At 51.1% G+C, this 17,056-nt stretch carries 16 protein-coding genes and 1 tRNA gene; 6 read left to right on the top strand and 11 right to left on the bottom strand.

What is annotated here, in order from left to right:
- Positions 1 to 29: 29 nt before the first annotated feature.
- Positions 30 to 106 (bottom strand) — tRNA-Val (locus M2403_RS01750).
- A 232-nt stretch (positions 107 to 338) separates the two neighbouring features.
- Positions 339 to 1,712, bottom strand: a complete 1,374-nt coding sequence (locus tag M2403_RS01745; RefSeq protein WP_208951306.1) for an MATE family efflux transporter — start codon at positions 1,710 to 1,712, stop codon at positions 339 to 341.
- Positions 1,713 to 1,966: 254 nt separating this feature from the next.
- On the opposite strand from M2403_RS01745, the gene M2403_RS01740 reads away from it, so the two are divergent.
- The gene (locus M2403_RS01740; RefSeq protein WP_152325723.1) at positions 1,967 to 2,620 is read left to right on the top strand and encodes a riboflavin synthase subunit alpha; all 654 of its coding nucleotides are present in this window, start codon (positions 1,967 to 1,969) and stop codon (positions 2,618 to 2,620) included.
- A gap of 109 nt (positions 2,621 to 2,729) precedes the next feature.
- On the opposite strand, the gene cfa is transcribed toward M2403_RS01740, so the two are convergent.
- Both cfa and punC read right to left on the bottom strand, forming a co-directional pair.
- Positions 2,730 to 3,881 (bottom strand): cyclopropane fatty acyl phospholipid synthase, encoded by a 1,152-nt coding sequence (cfa, locus tag M2403_RS01735; protein WP_165056904.1) that lies wholly within the window; start codon positions 3,879 to 3,881, stop codon positions 2,730 to 2,732.
- Between the two features lie 360 nt (positions 3,882 to 4,241).
- Positions 4,242 to 5,453, bottom strand: a complete 1,212-nt coding sequence (gene punC, locus M2403_RS01730) for a purine nucleoside transporter PunC (RefSeq protein ID WP_152325725.1) — start codon at positions 5,451 to 5,453, stop codon at positions 4,242 to 4,244.
- Positions 5,454 to 5,589: 136 nt separating this feature from the next.
- Between punC and punR the strand changes: the two genes are divergently transcribed.
- Positions 5,590 to 6,495 (top strand): DNA-binding transcriptional activator PunR, encoded by a 906-nt coding sequence (gene punR, locus M2403_RS01725; protein ID WP_259228451.1) that lies wholly within the window; start codon positions 5,590 to 5,592, stop codon positions 6,493 to 6,495.
- A gap of 35 nt (positions 6,496 to 6,530) precedes the next feature.
- On the opposite strand, the gene purR is transcribed toward punR, so the two are convergent.
- On the bottom strand, positions 6,531 to 7,556 hold the full coding sequence (gene purR, locus M2403_RS01720; RefSeq protein ID WP_104922527.1) for an HTH-type transcriptional repressor PurR: 1,026 nt from the start codon (positions 7,554 to 7,556) through the stop codon (positions 6,531 to 6,533).
- Between the two features lie 333 nt (positions 7,557 to 7,889).
- On the opposite strand from purR, the gene M2403_RS24905 reads away from it, so the two are divergent.
- On the top strand, positions 7,890 to 7,979 hold the full coding sequence (locus M2403_RS24905) for a YnhF family membrane protein (RefSeq protein ID WP_104922526.1): 90 nt from the start codon (positions 7,890 to 7,892) through the stop codon (positions 7,977 to 7,979).
- Between the two features lie 164 nt (positions 7,980 to 8,143).
- Here the strand turns inward: M2403_RS24905 and M2403_RS01715 are convergent, their stop codons facing one another.
- The gene (locus tag M2403_RS01715; RefSeq protein WP_259228653.1) at positions 8,144 to 9,046 is read right to left on the bottom strand and encodes a C40 family peptidase; all 903 of its coding nucleotides are present in this window, start codon (positions 9,044 to 9,046) and stop codon (positions 8,144 to 8,146) included.
- A gap of 463 nt (positions 9,047 to 9,509) precedes the next feature.
- On the opposite strand from M2403_RS01715, the gene M2403_RS01710 reads away from it, so the two are divergent.
- Entirely contained in the window at positions 9,510 to 9,851 is a 342-nt protein-coding gene (locus M2403_RS01710; protein WP_015697793.1) for a Grx4 family monothiol glutaredoxin, read from the top strand.
- Positions 9,852 to 9,963: 112 nt separating this feature from the next.
- Here M2403_RS01710 and rnt read toward each other — a convergent pair whose 3' ends face one another.
- The 3 genes from rnt to M2403_RS01695 all read right to left on the bottom strand — a co-directional run bounded on the left by rnt (position 9,964) and on the right by M2403_RS01695 (position 12,445).
- Positions 9,964 to 10,647: a ribonuclease T gene (rnt, locus tag M2403_RS01705; RefSeq protein WP_152325727.1), complete on the bottom strand. Its 684-nt coding sequence runs from the start codon at positions 10,645 to 10,647 to the stop codon at positions 9,964 to 9,966.
- Between the two features lie 136 nt (positions 10,648 to 10,783).
- Positions 10,784 to 11,191, bottom strand: coding sequence for a lactoylglutathione lyase (gene gloA / locus M2403_RS01700; RefSeq protein ID WP_152325728.1), 408 nt, complete (start codon positions 11,189 to 11,191; stop codon positions 10,784 to 10,786).
- 162 nt (positions 11,192 to 11,353) lie between these two features.
- Positions 11,354 to 12,445 carry an alkene reductase gene (locus M2403_RS01695; protein ID WP_152325729.1) on the bottom strand — a complete coding sequence of 364 codons (1,092 nt, stop codon included), beginning with the start codon at positions 12,443 to 12,445 and terminating at the stop codon, positions 11,354 to 11,356.
- A 402-nt stretch (positions 12,446 to 12,847) separates the two neighbouring features.
- Between M2403_RS01695 and M2403_RS01690 the strand changes: the two genes are divergently transcribed.
- Together M2403_RS01690 and M2403_RS01685 are read left to right on the top strand one after the other, a co-directional pair.
- Positions 12,848 to 13,087: a DUF1289 domain-containing protein gene (locus M2403_RS01690; protein ID WP_152325730.1), complete on the top strand. Its 240-nt coding sequence runs from the start codon at positions 12,848 to 12,850 to the stop codon at positions 13,085 to 13,087.
- A 132-nt stretch (positions 13,088 to 13,219) separates the two neighbouring features.
- Positions 13,220 to 14,116, top strand: a complete 897-nt coding sequence (locus tag M2403_RS01685; RefSeq protein ID WP_165056910.1) for an aldo/keto reductase family oxidoreductase — start codon at positions 13,220 to 13,222, stop codon at positions 14,114 to 14,116.
- A gap of 20 nt (positions 14,117 to 14,136) precedes the next feature.
- Here the strand turns inward: M2403_RS01685 and M2403_RS01680 are convergent, their stop codons facing one another.
- Together M2403_RS01680 and M2403_RS01675 are read right to left on the bottom strand one after the other, a co-directional pair.
- A complete protein-coding gene (locus M2403_RS01680; protein ID WP_259228445.1) occupies positions 14,137 to 16,188 on the bottom strand; it encodes an FUSC family protein in 2,052 nt (683 codons plus the stop codon).
- Between the two features lie 9 nt (positions 16,189 to 16,197).
- Positions 16,198 to 17,055: an HlyD family secretion protein gene (locus M2403_RS01675; RefSeq protein ID WP_165056914.1), complete on the bottom strand. Its 858-nt coding sequence runs from the start codon at positions 17,053 to 17,055 to the stop codon at positions 16,198 to 16,200.
- Position 17,056: the final 1 nt, after the last annotated feature.

The following is a 17,056-nucleotide window of genomic DNA, read 5'->3' as shown; positions in this document are numbered from 1 at the left end:
ATGTGCAACGGTAAAGCTTTGAAGAAGAATGGTGCGTCCGAGTGGACTCGAACCACCGACCCCCACCATGTCAAGGTGGTGCTCTAACCAACTGAGCTACGGACGCATCGTTTTCTTCGGTGTCAGCCAGTGTCGGCGACGGGGACGAATATTAGCGACCTCTCTGAATGCTGGCAAGGGAAAAAAGACATTTTACTGTCATATTGTGAGTGATTGCCGAGCGAATGCGCATTGCGTTGTTTTTTTAGGCATAACGGCCGGTCAGATGACGAAATTTTCCGCGCGCTGCATCACATTCGCCTCGCGCGGAATTTCAAACCATGCAATCCCAAATCAGATCAGCGGCCTGCTTTTTGTAAAATAGTAAATGAGGGTTGTTTTTGTAACCAGCGCATACGAAACGTCATCATGACCGCCGCAAAAGTCAGACCCAGAATGAAGCCGCACCAGAATCCGCTTGGCCCCATTTGCGGCACCAGCAGATCAGTCAGCCCGAGCACATAGCCCACCGGCAATCCCAGCACCCAATACGCGACAAATGTAATATAGAAGATCGAACGCGTATCTTTATATCCGCGCAGTACGCCGCTGCCGATCACCTGAATTGCATCTGAAATCTGGAACAGTGCGGCAAATATCAGCAGGTGAGACGCAAGCGTCACCACTTCGACATTGTCATTATAAAGTGACGCGATATGTTCACGGAAAATGATGGCGGCCATGCTTGTACAACAGGCCATCATAATGCCGGTCAGAATACTGGTGTAAGCCGCCACTTTGGCGCCTTCTACCGAAGATTCACCGAGCCGCGAGCCAACGCGGATCGTCGCAGCAACGCCCAGCGAAAGGGGGATCACAAACATCAGTGAGCCGACATTAAGTGCGATCTGATGGCTGGCGACGGCCACGATACCTAGCGGTGAAACCAGCAGCGCGACAATCGCAAACAGCGTCACTTCAAAGAACAGCGCCAGCGCAATTGGCATCCCGAGCTGAATCAGACGGCGCAGCGTCGGCCAGTCAGGTTTTGCAAAGCGGGAAGGGGCAACGATATCGCGCATCGTATAATTGCGGCGCACGTAAAATCGCATCATGAAGAACATGACCCAGTAAACCGTGCCGGTTGCCACACCACAACCCACGCCGCCGAGGGCCGGCGCGCCAAATTTCCCGTAGATGAAAATGTAGTTAACGGGAATATTCACCAGCAGCCCTATAAACCCGAAGACCATACCGGGTTTTGTTTTTGACAAGCCTTCGCACTGATCGCGCAATACCTGAAAGAATAAATAGCCCGGCGCACCCCACATGATGGCGTGCAAATATCCGACAGCTTTTTCTCTCAGTTCAGGATCGATGTTGTGCATCAGGCCGATGAGATGATCACATTGGGACAAGACGACGATGATCAGCACGGAAACGCCGGAAGCCAGCCAGAATCCCTGCTGGATCTGATGGCCGATTTTTTCGCGGCGACCGGCGCCGTTCAGATGAGCAACCGTGGGCGTCAGTGAAAGTAATAAACCATGGCCGAATAGAATCGCGGGCAGCCAGATGGAGGTGCCGACGGCAACCGCAGCCATATCGGTGGCACTGACTGAACCGGCCATAATGGTATCGACAACGCCCATGGCGGTCTGAGCGACCTGCGCAAGGATGACCGGGATCGCAAGCGCCAACAATACCCGCGCCTCTGCAAGGTACTTCTGCACTGATACACCTTTTTTGTTGATTATATTGAATAAAAAACGCCACGCGTGACGGCATTTAAGAGCGGAAAATAGCCAGAAGATTGTACATCTTCAATATTTTTAAGCAAACAATGCTGTTAATGACCGGTTAAATAATGAAATCCGTCAATACCAGACTATTTTTGTCCGCAGAGATTTGGCTTTCATTTAATTCTGCGGCAAACTGACCTTAGCGTCGTCTTAATACAGCAGATTTAAACATTGAGGAATAGGCTATGTTTACCGGAATAGTTCAGGGAACCGGAACGGTCGTGTCCATTGACGAAAAACCGAATTTCCGTACCCATGTAGTGCGCCTGCCTGAGGATATGCTTGATAACCTCCAGTTGGGGGCTTCTGTCGCGCACAACGGTTGTTGTCTGACTGTCACAGAAGTAAAGGGGAATTTAGTCAGTTTCGATCTGATGAAAGAAACCCTGCGTCTGACCAATCTCGGCGATCTGAATGTTGGCGATCAGGTCAATCTGGAGCGCGCTGCGCGTTTTAATGACGAAATTGGCGGGCATTTAATGTCCGGACATATTATTTGTACTGCCGAAGTGGCGAAGATTCTGACGTCAGAAAATAACCGTCAAATCTGGTTCCGCATGCCGCATGAAGATTTAATGAAATATGTTTTACATAAAGGGTATATCGGGATTGATGGTATCAGCCTGACCATCGGGGAGGTGACCCGCACCCGTTTTTGTGTGCATTTAATTCCTGAAACGCTGCAAAGAACCACGCTGGGCACTAAGCGTCTCGGGGATAAAATTAATATTGAAATTGATCCGCAAACGCAGGCCATCGTCGATACGGTTGAACGTGTGCTGGCCAGCCGCGAAGCCGCAATCGCCACTGCGCAGGCGATGAACGAAAAGGCTGAATAATCATTTTCAGCACGTGCGTTAACAGGAACCAAAAAGAAAAACCAAAAAGAAAACCGGACATGAACGTCCGGTTTTTTGCTTTTAAAGCGTGGTAAAAGGATTCTGCGAATTAGCGTGGCACGCGCATCCCACCATCCACACCTTCAGGGCTGAACACAACTTGCCAGAGCTGAATATCACGGGCTCTGAAAGCACCTGCACAGGCATTCAGATAATAGGTGAACATCCGGTGAAAGCGGTCGCCGTAACGCTCTGCCAGTTCAGGCCAGTGTTTCTGGAAACGTTCATTCCAGGCCATCAGAGTACGATCATAATCTGCGCCGATATTGTGCCAGTCTTCCATCACAAATAATGATTCGCTGTTTCGAGCAATTTGCTGGACAGACGGCAGGCAGCCGTTTGGAAAGATATATTTATCTATCCACGGATCGACACTCAGATCTGTTTTGTTAGAACCGATGGTGTGCAGCAGGAAAATGCCGTCAGGTTTGATGTTACGTCGGGCGACATTAAAGTAGGTCTCATAATTTTTGGGGCCCACATGCTCGAACATACCGACGGAAACAACACGGTCGAACTGATCGTTAAGATCGCGGTAATCCTGTAGCAAAATGGTGACGTCCAGGCCTTCGCAGCGTTTCTGGGCCAGCTTTTGTTGCTCGGCAGAAATCGTAACGCCAACCACGCTGACGCCATAATTGCGGGCTGCAAACTCAGATAATCCACCCCAGCCGCAGCCGATATCGAGCAAACGCTGGCCCGGTTTCAGTTGCAGTTTATCGCAGATCATTTTGAGTTTAGCTTCCTGCGCTTCTTCAAGCGTCGTGGCATCTTTCCAGTAGCCGCAGGAATATTGCATATACGGGTCGAGCATCAGGGTAAATAAATCATTACCCAAATCGTAATGTTCTTTCCCGACGATCCACGCCCGTTTACGGGACTGCAGATTGGTGAGGCGTGCTGCTGCGATACGTAGTGTGTCTTTAAAATGGTGGGGGAGTTTATTTTCCAAACCGGCACGGAGAACGCGCTGGAAAAATATATCAAGGCGCTCGCATTCCCACCAACCATCCATATAACTTTCACCCAGACCCAAAGAACCTTCCTGTAAAACACGCTTGAAGAAGTCAGTGTTTTTTACTTTAAGGTCGAAAGGGCGATTACCGTTAACCTGGATGTCTGCCGTAGCCAGCATTTCACTGACTATCCGATACCACTGATTGTCCTGAATGCTTTGGTCTTCTATACACGATGAACTCATAGCTTCTCCATCACTTTCTCTTCTGACTTATTAACCTGCCGGGAAAAGCAAAGGCTATTTTTGCAGGTCTTTATGAGAACAGACGACTTGCGCCACGTCCGATATTCGACACCAACAGAGGAAATTAGAAGAACGCCTGCACACAAAATGTGGGCAGGAAAATCATCCTTGAAAAACGAACCAGAATAAATAGTGTGACGCGAACCTCGCGCCGACGCTAACTATGTAATAAAAGTATTGTAAAAATGCTATTTTATTGGGTTCAGTTGAGTATAGGCTCGCTGGCTGGCATTCTCAATAGTTAATCACTACGAATGTAAATGTCCATTAAGTGATTGTTACTTAAAGTCATTATCACTATTAGTTTGCATTCCGTGCATGCTGTTTCTGCACCGGTTCCTGTTCACCGGATTGCACTTCTTCCTGACGCAGTGACAGCCAGCGGCCTAAAACTACCAACAGTAGTGTAGACAGCATCGTGGTGACTGTCGCCATGAGTGGTTGCACAATAAATGCGGAAACCAGCAAACTCGCGAGGAAACATAGACCCAACTGCAGTGTATTTTGCAACGCCGCGGCCTTACCTGTATTAGCAGGAAATGGCATTAATGCATTTGCGACGACAATGGGATAAATCGCGCCATTCACCAAAGCCATCAGGCAGAACGGAATTAACAGACTCACCAGACTCGCATCAGTAAATATAGCCACGCCGAACAAACCCGCCACACTGACGCCATAACCTGCCAGCAGCCACGGCAGGATCTTATTCCCATCCGTTTTGCTGATCAGCACACGACACCCAAAACCGCCAAGAAGGAAAGCAATGGTCTGTGGAACATAGCTCAGGCCAATCACACCCGGCGAATACCCCATGTCGCTGAGAATAAACGGGGAACCAGTCAGCCACGCGAAAAAGCCGGCAGAGCAGGCGGCATAAATCATCACGTTACCGCTGTAAACCCGGGAAGCGAGAAGCTTCGCGAAACCGGTTTTATCAGCAGGAGCATGAACCTCTGGCGCATTTTCGCGCAGTGTGGACGTGGTGATAAGCAAGATAACGGCTACGGCGGTCAGCAGAACGAAAATCGCTTCCCAGTCAAAATGGTTGAGAACCCAGGCGCCCAGCAAAGGTGCCAGAGCAGGGGAAAGCGCAACCAGTGGCATGATGCTGGCAAAGGTTTTTTTAGCAACATCGGCAGAAAAGCGATCTACCACCAGCGCCTGCCAGGTGACGGCGGCGGCACAGACGCCGACAGCTTGCAGGAAACGCAGCGCCAGCAGGGCGCGGACATTCTCAACCCATAGCACGCCCAGACAACCGACGACAAAGAGCGCTAAGCCAATCAGCAATACCGGCTTGCGGCCAATCTTGTCGGACAACGGCCCCCACAACAGCTGACCGATGGCAAAGCCGCCAAGGAAAATACTCAGGCTGGCGCTGATCATGCCCGGGCTGGTCATCAGGCTGCTTTGCATCGCGCTGAAGGCCGGAAGGTACATATCGGTCGCTAAAAAGCCAAGCATGCTCAGCCCGGCAAGATAGAGCATAAATCCAAGTGAGGGTTTCATTATTGTCTCTTTAATTTATTTATTGCAGATGATTTGACGCGGAAATCGTATCGGATGCGGAGTTTAACGCTTTGATAACAGGCTTGTGAAACGCTAATATTTGCAATCTGCTATCAAAAATATTGAAGGCTAAACGATGTGGTCAGAATATGCACTTGAAGTGGTCGATGCCGTCGCCCGAACAGGCAGTTTTAGCGCTGCCGCGCAGGACTTGCACCGGGTTCCTTCTGCCATCAGCTACACCGTTCGCCAGCTTGAACAATGGCTGGCCGTTCCGTTGTTTGAACGCAGACATCGCGACGTTATTCTGACTCCTGCCGGTAAAGTTTTTGTCGACGAAGCGCGGGTTCTGACAAAAAAAATGATAGCGACCCGCCGCCAGTGTCAGCAGGTCGCCAATGGCTGGCGCGGAGAATTACGGGTGGCCGTTGACCGTATCGTTAAACCTGTGCGGACACGGCAGCTGGTGCTGGATTTCTATCGCCATTTCCCTGATACCGAACTCATCATTCATTCGGAAGTCTTTAACGGTGTCTGGGACGCGCTGGTCGACGGGCGGGCGGATGTCGCCATCGGCGCGACGCGGGCGATCCCCGTCGGTGGACGGTTCAATTTCCGCGATATGGGTTTTATGGACTGGCATTGTGTGGTCAGCGCGCAACATCCGCTGGCCCAGACGCAGGGAATACTGAGTGACGATCAGTTACGGCCTTATCCGGCGCTTTGCCTGGAAGATACATCGCGGACATTGCCGAAACGCGATACCTGGACGCTGGATAACCAGCGGCGGCTGGTGGTTCCCGACTGGACGTGTGCGTTGGAATGTCTGAACGAAGGTTTATGTGTTGGCATGATGCCGGTTCACCGCGTGACACCCTGGATTGAACAGCAAAAATTACAGGTACTGTCGCTGGAAAATACCTTTCCGGACAGCCCGTGCTGCCTGACGTGGGATCAGAGCAATCCGTCGCCTTCGCTGGCGTGGCTGCTGGAATACATGGGCGATACGGAAACGATGAACCGGGAATGGTTGCGCGACTGACAATAAACGCCTGCGGCACAGGCGTTTATTGAAAGTTAACGGCGGTAATCGCGGTACGGGCCGTCGGCCACGGAACGGCGCTCAACCAGTTTGGGATGCACTTCAATGGTCTGCGACTCTTCGCGTTTGCTGATAATTCTGTCCAGCAGCATGGTAAAGGCCATTTCGCCCAGACGTTCTTTTGGCTGATGAACTGTCGTCAGTGCCGGTGAGAAATAGCGCGCGTTACGCACGTTATCATAGCCAATCACGGAAATATCCTGCGGTACGCGCAGGCCCAGCTCATCGGCGGCACAGATTGCCCCCATCGCCATCACGTCACCGCCACAGAATACAGCCGTCGGGCGGTTTTTCTGCATCAGAATTTTGTGCATGGCCTGATAGCCCGATTCCGGCTCAAAGTCGCCCTGAACGACCCATTCTTCACGAAGAGGAATATTAGCTTCCGTCAGTGCTTTCACAAAGCCCTGGAAACGGCCGCCGCCGGTGTTTCGCGCCAGTTGCCCAGGGATCACGCCGATATCGCGATGACCGCGTTCAATCAGATAACGTCCGGCCATATAGCCGCCTTCAAACGCGTTATCGATAATGCTGTCGGTGAAATTCTTACGCGCTTCGCCCCAGTCCATCACAACCATCGGGATGGAGCGGTATTCTTCAAGCATATTCAGCAATTCGTCCGGATACTCCGCGCACATCACAAGTAAACCGTCGACGCGTTTTTGCGCCAGCATTTGCAGGTAGGCCTGTTGCTTCTCCAGATTATTGTGTGAGTTACACAAAATCAGCGTATAGCCTTTTGAGAAACAGCTGTTTTCCACGGCCTCAATCACTTCGGCGAAGTAGGGCGCTTCACTGGACGTTGCCAGAAGACCGATCGTTTTGGTGTTATTGACCTTCAGGCTACGTGCCACAGCGCTGGGAGAATAGTGCAACTCTTTGATTGCAAGGAGAACCGCGGCTCGGGTTTCTTCGGCGACGAAACGGGTTTTATTGATGACGTGCGACACGGTTGTGGTGGAAACGCCAGCGCGCTTTGCGACATCTTTAATCGTTGCCATGTAAAAAATGACTCCTGTGCTCACGTGTTTCAGCACGTTAGCATTATGTTAATCGTTTGCTTGCGTGGATTTAACTGCTGACTTCGAAAAGGGCAGTGAAATCGTTGGGTGGATTCTTCAGAGTGAGGCGTGAAATGCTCTCGGGTGAAATCGACCGGCACACAGGCGTGGTAACCGACAATTTTCACTTATAATGCAGGAAAGTGGAAGTAAAATTGTCATGAACCTGGTGTCATTCAGCACAAGATTTTCAATGCGAATTATGAGAAAATGCGTTGGCACACATTCAGTGTGGCTATACGAACGCCACAATTTGATCCGTAAGGGGGTTTAATGGACAGCAACCTGAAATTTTCTTTGATCACTACGGTCTGCGCTTTGCTCGTGATTATTGCTTTCAGTTTCACCGCAGTGATGAACTGATTTGCGCGAAAGCCGCAATAAAAAGGGCGATTACCTATAACAGGAATCGCCCTTTTCAATTTTACGCAGTCACCCATTCCGCCGATACTCTTCCCTGCAGAAACTCTTCGTTAAATGCTATTCAATGGCTGATTAGCGAAACTTCAGACTTAACGAATTGTTTATTATCGGATCGTCTTAGGGGTCATTACCCGTCGTGCGCCTACATAATGATCTTGCCAGTAATCGTCACCCAGTGAGGTGATCTTAATGTCTTCGCCGGTGCGCGGTGACTGGATAAACTTCCCGTTTCCTACGTAAACACCGACATGGTCTGCGGCGCCGCGGTTATTAATCCGGAAGAAAACCAGATCGCCGGATTCTAATTCACCCCGTTTGACCGGGGCCGCATCGCGCAAGTGGTACATTTCATTCGCTGTGCGGGGCATTTTAATACGGATCAAATCTTTATATGCGTAGTAAACCAGTCCGCTGCAATCGAAACCTGTATTCGGTGACGTTCCGCCCCAGCGGTAAGGTTTGCCGACCTGGTGCATCAGCTTGGTCATCGCGGTTTGTTGTGCGTGCTGATAACGTTTCTTGTGTGTTGCGCTGAGCGTTATCGGTTTACTGTCTTCTTCACGTAACTTTTTGCCTTTGCGGTGGCGGCCATACGCTTCTTTTTTACTGGCCTTTTCACTGCTGTTTTTAGCGAGAGAGCGGGTTTTCGTTTCCTTCCCTGCTTTCGCCTCGGCCCGGGTTGTCTTGAGTGTTTTTTCTTTTTTACTCTCGGCCCGCGTCGTTTTTACTGTTTTTTCAGAAGACGTCTTTCGCTTAACCAGTTCGGTGCTTTTGACTTTCTTCTTCGAATTTTTTTCCTGAGTTTTAGGTTCTGAAACCGGCGCGACTTTGGTTTTCTTGCTGGTTTTCGCGGCTGCCGTTTTTCGCTTTCGGCGTTCTTCCGGCGTGACCTGGTTAACATGACTCTTTCGCTGGTCGGCAGCGACACGAGTCTGTGGCGACGCATGAGCCATATTCAGAAACAGCTGGGTAAAGAGCAGCACAAAAAGCGTGAACAGTAAGCGCATAGCTTCGTTACCATGAGTGGTAGGGTTAAACATCAGGGATGTCAGAGTATTGCCTAAAAGAACGAGACAAAAAAGCACGAATTGCCTCGATTCTAGATCATATTGTGAGAAAAAGTTAATAGCTTTTTTTATGTCGAAATAACCGCCATTTTTAGTCAAAAAAATAACCACTTTTCATCATGTTATTATTTAAGTTAAAGAATGGGATTTTGCAAATCTGACATTATCGTGGAACGGCAAAAATGTTATTCTCGATGAATCTTTAAATATGTGAACCTGAACGCAAGCGCAGAAGATTGTTTAGCGAAATGCCAGTATTGAGAAAGACCCCACAAAAATTGGCGTTTTTATCTGGTGGCAGCCATCGTTACAATAGAAAGCATTGTGATTGCACACCGTCTCTGTGTGCTGCGCGTGAAGAGTAATGACCGTGACAGCCTGTACCGGCTTGAGGAAGCAAGAAATGACCACTCCAACGATTGAAAAAATTCAGAAGCAAGTTTCTGAAAACCCGATTCTGCTGTACATGAAAGGTTCTCCAAAACTGCCAAGCTGCGGTTTTTCAGCACAGGCTGTTCAGGCGCTGTCTGCGTGTGGCGAGCGTTTCGCTTACGTTGATATCCTGCAGAACCCGGATATTCGTGCTGAGATGCCAAAATTTGCTAACTGGCCAACGTTCCCGCAGCTGTGGGTTGATGGTGAGCTGGTTGGCGGTTGCGACATCGTGGTTGAGATGTTCCAGCGCGGTGAACTGCAACAGCTGATCAAAGAAACGGCTGAGAAATACAAATCCTCTGAAGAGTAATTCAGGGCGATTCAGAAATACCGGCAGCCTGACCCGGGGTTACCGGTAAAAAAAGAGCGACATTATGTCGCTCTTTTTATTTGTCCTTTCGACTGCATGAAAGCCGCGAAAATTATTGCTGATTTTCTTCCGGTGCTTCTTCCACTTCGTTTTCATCCGCAGACAGTGCCAGCGGCCAGCCGCCGAGGCGTTTCCAGCGATTCACCAGCTCGCAAAACAGTTCTGCTGTGCGTTCAGTGTCGTACAGGGCGGAATGCGCCTGACTGCTGTCAAACACGATACCGGCGCTGATACAGGCCTTCGCCAGCACGGTTTGCCCGAGCACCAGCCCGCTTAACGCGGCGGTATCAAAGGTGGCAAACGGATGGAAAGGATTGCGTTTTAGCCCCGCACGTTCGGCGGCGGCCATCAGGAAACTGTGGTCAAAATTGGCGTTATGCGCCACGATAATCGCCCTGTTACAGTTCTGTTCTTTCATCCCTTTACGGATAACTTTGAAAATCTCGTGCAGCGCTTCGTATTCACTGACCGCACCACGCAACGGGTTGGTCGGATCAATACCGTTGAAAGCCAGCGCTTCCGGCACCAGCACCGAGCCTTCGAAAGGCTCAACGTGGAAGTGTACGGTCTCGTCGCTTTGCAGCCAGCCGTCCTCATCCATTTTCAGCGTGATCGCGGCAATTTCCAGCAGGGCATCAGTTTTGGCATTAAATCCGGCGGTTTCCACATCAATCACCACGGGATAAAAACCACGAAAACGACCTTTCAGGGCGTTAATGTCACTATTCTCGGCCATTAGCTTCTTAATCTTCATCGAATTCAGCGCGCATTATGACAAATTTTGTCACCCGTTACAGGGGCACGGAGAAATTGGCAATAAAAAAGGGCGCATCAGCGCCCCTGTCAGCGGTTAAGGCCATTATTGCAAAGGATTAATTTCCCAGACCCTGACCGGCATGTTTGGATTCGATCAATTCAATTTTGTAGCCATCCGGATCTTCCACGAACGCGATGATAGTTGAACCGCCTTTAACCGGGCCCGCTTCACGCGTCACTTTACCGCCCGCATTACGGATATCTTCACAAGTTTGCGCAACGTTATCTACGCCCAGCGCGATGTGACCATAGGCGGTACCGATGTCGTAGCTGTCTACGCCCCAGTTGTAGGTCAGCTCGATCACGGCGCCTTCACTTTCTTCGGTGTAACCCACGAAGGCCAGTGAATATTTGTACTCTGTATTTTCGCTGGTACGCAGCAGTCGCATGCCTAAAACATCGGTATAAAAGCTGATTGAACGCGGCAGATCGCCGACGCGAAGCATGGTATGGAGTAAACGCATAATTTCCTCTTTATTCGCAGCATGATGATTATTATTTCAAGCCTAACTGATAGTGACCGTTTTGTCCGTAAAACGGCAATCAGTTGCTGAATGACTGACCAAAAAAAGCGGCAACCGGAGGGCGTCGGCTGCCGCAAAGAAGGTGTAAAAATTTATTATTGATTACAGCGTTGGGTAATCGGTATAGCCCTGAGCACCGCCGCCGTAGAAGGTTTCAGGTTTTGGTTCATTGAGTGGTGCATGTGATTTCAGGCGCTCGACCAGATCCGGGTTGGCGATGTAGCTGCGGCCAAACGCCACGGCATCGATGTAACCTTTTTCGATCAGCTCTTCGCCTTTTTCTGCGGTATACGCACCGGCACCGACAATCACGCCCTGATAATGCGCGCGGATCACTTCGCGGAATTCTGTGGTGTAAGGTTTGCCGCCCGCCCAGTCAGGTTCAGAAATGTGCAGGTAGGCCAGTTTACGTTTGTTAAGTTCATCCAGCAGATAAATTGCCGCTTCTTCCTGATCCTGACCGTTGTCGAGGCCGTTGAACGGGCCCATCGGGGAAATACGGATACCGACGCGATCAGCTCCGATGGCGTCAATAGCGGCGTCTACCACTTCGAGCGTCAGGCGCGTGCGGTTTTCAATGCTGCCGCCGTACTGGTCTTCACGCAGGTTAGAGGCCGGAGACATGAACTGGTGCAACAGATAACCGTGCGCCGCGTGCAGTTCGATGTAATCGAAACCGGCTTCTGCTGAACAGGCTGCTGCGTGACGGAAATCATTCACGATGCCTGGGATTTCACTCAGCTCCAGCGCGCGCGGTGTCGGGCAATCGACGCGAATGGCGTGGCCTTGCTCATCACGCAGGCTGGTACGCGTATTAGGATTGACCGCTGAGGGCGCAACCGGCGTCTGGTTGTCCGGCTGAACGCTGTTGTGCGAAATGCGGCCGGTGTGCCAAAGCTGTACGGCGATGTGGCCGTTTTTCTGATGCACGCCGGCAACAATTTTTTTCCAGGCCGCAACCTGTTCCGGCGTGTGCAGGCCGGGTGCGCCCGCGTAACCTTTCGCCTGGAAGGAAACTTGTGTCGCTTCGGTGATGATAAGGCCGGAGCTGTGGCGCTGTGCGTAATATTCACCCATCAGCGGCGTCGGGATATCACCTGGTTCAATGCTGCGCAGGCGGGTCAGTGGAGCCATAAACACGCGGTTTGGCAGAGTGTTTTTACCAACAACAAGAGGGGTGAAAAGCTTAGTCATTTTGAGTAACTCCGAAATTATGGGATTGATCGGTATGACATTATGGAGCGTACTCCCCGCATACGACCGTTTATTCATGGCTCTTTCTATCGTATCCGGGGCGCTTGTGACTACGCGCACGGTGCCTTTTCGAAAAAACTTACCCTGCGTCGTATCACTGTGCGGGCGAAAAATGAAGAAAAAAGAGCCGGCGGGTGCCGGCTGAGGTGAGGGCAAACATCTGTTTTCTTATTGATGTCGGGGAAACAGTAGGGCTGTTTTCAGACAGAATAAACAGCCACGCGTAAGGTAGCAGCGCCGTGTTGCAGATATTTGAAGATTGAGACATCGGGCGATAAATCATCTTGCGGGATGGCGAGAAAACGTCTTGAATAAAAGTTCACCGTTATTTGCGGAGGGCGTGTGGCCCAGCAGCTTGAGTTTTTCGACATCCCCAGTCCGTGCCGTGGAATTTGTCAGGCCGATGAACGTGGTTATTGCCGTGGTTGCCTGCGCAGCCGCGAAGAACGTTTTGGCTGGATGAAAATGACCGATGCGGAAAAACGCCACGTGCTGCGCTTATGTCAGCAACGTTTAGCGCGCCAGCAACGTGCCGGAAAACAGCCGGACGAACCGCTGCCGGAACAACCCGAACTGTTCTGAATACGTAACGCAGATTGTCAGGGTCGTGATGGCGGTCTGCTTCTTTGCAATTCTTCCGCTTCGCATCAATACAGCATCACAGACGTTGTGTATTCTGTAGCTTGAAAATACGAAAAACTTAAGGGAATCATAATGGAAGCACGTACTCCGATTTCGCCGCAAGGCCCGGTTTTTTCAAAACTGATTTGCGGTTACTGGCGTCTGATGGAATGGAATATGACGCCGCAGCAGGTTCTGGCGTTTATGGAGCAGCATATCGAGCTGGGTATCACGACCGCCGATCATGCGGATATTTATGGCGATTATCAGTGTGAGGCGGCGTTTGGCGCGGCTCTGCGTCTGAAACCGTCGTTGCGCGAAAAAATGCAGCTGGTGAGCAAATGCGGTATCGCGACTAAAGCAAACCCTGACAACAAGATTGGTCACTACATTACCGATCATAAATATATCGTTGAACGCGCTGAGAAATCCCTGAGCAATCTCCATACGGATTCGCTGGATTTACTGCTGATCCACCGCCCTGATCCGCTGATGGATGCCGACGAAGTGGCAGAAGCGTTCACGCAGTTGCATAAAAGCGGCAAAGTGAAACACTTTGGTGTCTCCAATTTTACGCCAGCGCAGTTCAGCCTTTTGCAGTCGCGCCTGCCGTTCTCACTGGTCACCAATCAGGTAGAAATTTCTCCGATTCATCAGCCCGCTATTCTCGACGGAACCTTAGATCTCTGCCAGCAGCTGCGTATCAAACCGATGGCGTGGTCCTGTCTGGGCGGCGGTCGTCTGTTCAGCGAGGCAGAATTCCAGCCGCTGCGTGACGAGCTTCAGGCCGTGGCCAATGAAACCGGTGCAGACACCATTGAACAGGTGGTTTATGCGTGGGTGATGCGTCTGCCTTCACAGCCGTTGCCGATTATCGGTTCGGGCAAAATCGAACGCGTGGCGTCAGCACTGAAATCATTATCGCTTGAGATGACGCGCCAGCAGTGGTTCCGCATCCGTAAAGCGGCTCTGGGTTACGATGTTCCGTAACCCGTTTTGAGTCTTAACGGTCAGGCGGGTTTTGTGGCAGCAAGCGCAGGATCCGCCGGGCCGTCATCCGTTGAAATCGCCTGTTGCAGCTGTGACAGCGAGCAATATAAACGCCAGATCACTCCCGCCAGATCGCGCGCCGCCGGTTCAGGATGATGCGCCAGTGATTCACTCATACGCAGTAATTCAGCCAGCGTACCATCCAGATTTGCATGGCTGACGCCACGCTCCGTCATCACGCCTTTCAGACAATGAATACAGACATCACGTACCGCAGAAAGCGGGTCGGATCGCGTTTCCCATTCGCGTAGCTGCCAGACGATGTGACTGCAATTGAGCAGCACCACCCCCCAGCGCAGCAGCCAGGTACGCGAGATCTGGTCTTTACTCTGATTCAGCTGATTCATCCGGTGGTAAATCAGGGATTCAAACTGGAAATGGCTCAGAGAAGGTTTACGGCTGAGCTGATCCATAAAGTCGCGGCGCAGGGCGCGAATAATGCGACGGCTTTTACGTTTATCCGAACTTGGGCGTAAAACCTGGAACGCGATCCCCGCCAGCATGACGCCCGCAATTTTGGCGACGCCGTCATTCATAAACGATCCGTAATCAAAGTCCGGCGGGTTTGTGACGGCCAGAAACGAGCCCATAAACACGATCATCTGGCCCCACAATCCGGCGTACCTTTTGTATTGCAGCTTCATCATCTGCATGGTCACCAGCATCGGCAGGAAGAACGCGCAGAACACCCAGAAATTATCGATTTGTACCATCAGGCCGAATTTCAGTAAAAAACAGCCAATGAATAACAGGCCGAGCGATTTAATTAACAGCGTGATGCTGCCGATGGGCGATGCGGTTGAGGAATAAAGCACGCAACTGACGGCGGTCAGCGCCACGGCACCGGCACCGGAATCCCATTGCGTGGTCATCCAGAACGCACATCCGATAACAATACACAGGAACGTCCGCAGACCGTTATAAGCAGCTTCAACAGTGTCAGTATGCTGAGCGAGATGGCTGATTCTTGGTGGTTGCAGCATTTCTGCTTCTGCGGCATTGGCCTTTTCAACGCGGCGCAACCAGCGTTCACTGCGCAAATAAAGCCAGCAAAAATCACGCAGCCGCTTCCAGAATGCCTGATGGCGAAAATCTGCGGTGTCATGAGGCTTAATGCACTGAAGGATTTTTGATAGCCTATATTTATCGGTGTCCGGTTTGCGGAGTTCATCGAGTAAAACGGTTAATACGTCGGCCAGATTTTCCGGCGGATGGGGCCAGTTCAGCAGCATCCGGCGAAGGCTGGAAATGTAGCTTGTCATGCGCAGTTGCTGATGCAGCAAATAATTGAGAACGTTGTTCTGACGGCGCAGGCGGTAATGGCTCCAGACAGCCTGAATGCGCAGCAGATTCATGGTCAGGATTTGCCCGATCAATCCTTCATGCGAAGTACGGATCTGCTCATTGATTTCGGCCCGCCACAACAACTGCGCGTGCTCCAGCAACTGTGTGTGCATTTTTCGCAGGGAAGTGAGCAGGGCGTCGCCGTCAGAGGTGCTCGGCAGAACCATCATCATGAAACCGCCGCACAAAATACCGGTGATCACTTCCCCGACGCGTGCCTGAGCGATATCAAAAATCTGCGTCGTGTCGGTCACGTCTACGGTCGAAAACGCGATGATCGCCGCGGTATAACCGGCCAGCGCGAAGGCGTACGAAACGTTATTTTGATAGTGGTTGGAAATATACGTACAGACGCCCAGCCAGGCGGCGATAGAAAACGTAAACAGCCACGGCTCATTCAGACAGTGTCCGGCGATAAAAACTGCGCCCACCGCCCCCAGCAGGCTGCCAATAATACGTCCGATACTTTTACTGATAACGCCGCCAACGGTGGGGAAACTCACGACTGCTGCGGAGGTCAGTGCCCAGTAAGGCTCATCCATCTGGAATTCAAAGGCGATATACAGCGCCAGGATCATGGCGATAGAATTGCGCAATGCGTATCGCCATTGGCCGCCGGTCGCTTTGCCCCACGGCGTATTTTTCCACTCGAGCCAGGAAAGATTCACGGCAGGGCCTTAATCACGGATGGAAATAGTGCAGGTGGTACCCGCCACCAGAACGACATGTTCGGGGACATTTTCCAGCTTAATCCGCACCGGAACGCGCTGTGCAAGACGAACCCACGGCACATTAGGTTTCACGTTCATCAGTAAATCCGACGGCGTATCCAGGCTCTGGTCATAAATGGCGCGGCCAATACTTTCGACGCGCCCCTGAAGCGGAATATTCCCGTTAAATAAAGTGATATCAGCCTGGCTGCCTTCGCGAATACTTTTTAGTTTCGTCTCTTCGAAATAGCCGAGTACGTAAAAAGAATGAATATCTACCAGCCCCACCAGCGGAGTGCCCGTGGTGGCGTAATTCCCTTTGCGGGTTTGCAGGTTGGTTATATAACCGTCAGTCGGCGCGACAATATTGGTTTTACTCAGATTCCATTTTGCCTGTTCTAAGGACGCCTGCGCAGCCTGATAAGCAGCCTGCATAGCTTTGGCGCTGATATTCGATTCATCCAGCGACTCGGCAGAAATAACGTTAGTGCCCAGACCGCGACGGCGCGTTGCCTCATGCTCTGCTTTGGCTAGATCTGCCGCCGCTTTTGCCAGCGCCGCCTGTGCATTATCGACAGCGATCCTGAAAGGGACCGGATCCAGGCTGAACAGTGGGTCTCCGCTTTTTACGAACTGATTATCATGGATATTGATGTCGATAATCCGTCCGGAAACCTCAGGCGTGATGTCGACAATTTCGGCGCGAACTTTGCCGTCTCGCGTCCACGGCGATTGCATATAGTAATTCCACATCCACCAGCCCGCACATATAGCGACCGCAAAAACCAGCACGGTTGAGAAATATTTGAGTGTCTTAAATTTCATT

It is taken from the genome of Rahnella sp. BIGb0603, from assembly GCF_024808755.1.
Classification (GTDB): domain Bacteria; phylum Pseudomonadota; class Gammaproteobacteria; order Enterobacterales; family Enterobacteriaceae; genus Rahnella; species Rahnella contaminans.
Note: the sequence above shows the minus strand (reverse complement) of the source record. Positions and strands in the feature narration are given on the sequence as shown.

What these genes read in the sequence shown, in the direction of transcription:
- M2403_RS01740 (WP_152325723.1), top strand. Translation starts at nt 1,967, where the DNA reads ATGTTTACCGGAATAGTTCAGGGAACCGGAACGGTCGTGTCCATTGAC.
- cfa (WP_165056904.1), bottom strand. Translation starts at nt 3,881, where the DNA reads ATGAGTTCATCGTGTATAGAAGACCAAAGCATTCAGGACAATCAGTGG.
- punC (WP_152325725.1), bottom strand. Translation starts at nt 5,453, where the DNA reads ATGAAACCCTCACTTGGATTTATGCTCTATCTTGCCGGGCTGAGCATG.
- punR (WP_259228451.1), top strand. Translation starts at nt 5,590, where the DNA reads ATGTGGTCAGAATATGCACTTGAAGTGGTCGATGCCGTCGCCCGAACA.
- purR (WP_104922527.1), bottom strand. Translation starts at nt 7,556, where the DNA reads ATGGCAACGATTAAAGATGTCGCAAAGCGCGCTGGCGTTTCCACCACA.
- M2403_RS24905 (WP_104922526.1), top strand. Translation starts at nt 7,890, where the DNA reads ATGGACAGCAACCTGAAATTTTCTTTGATCACTACGGTCTGCGCTTTG.
- M2403_RS01715 (WP_259228653.1), bottom strand. Translation starts at nt 9,046, where the DNA reads ATGCGCTTACTGTTCACGCTTTTTGTGCTGCTCTTTACCCAGCTGTTT.
- M2403_RS01710 (WP_015697793.1), top strand. Translation starts at nt 9,510, where the DNA reads ATGACCACTCCAACGATTGAAAAAATTCAGAAGCAAGTTTCTGAAAAC.
- rnt (WP_152325727.1), bottom strand. Translation starts at nt 10,647, where the DNA reads ATGGCCGAGAATAGTGACATTAACGCCCTGAAAGGTCGTTTTCGTGGT.
- gloA (WP_152325728.1), bottom strand. Translation starts at nt 11,191, where the DNA reads ATGCGTTTACTCCATACCATGCTTCGCGTCGGCGATCTGCCGCGTTCA.
- M2403_RS01695 (WP_152325729.1), bottom strand. Translation starts at nt 12,445, where the DNA reads ATGACTAAGCTTTTCACCCCTCTTGTTGTTGGTAAAAACACTCTGCCA.
- M2403_RS01685 (WP_165056910.1), top strand. Translation starts at nt 13,220, where the DNA reads ATGGAAGCACGTACTCCGATTTCGCCGCAAGGCCCGGTTTTTTCAAAA.
- M2403_RS01675 (WP_165056914.1), bottom strand. Translation starts at nt 17,055, where the DNA reads ATGAAATTTAAGACACTCAAATATTTCTCAACCGTGCTGGTTTTTGCG.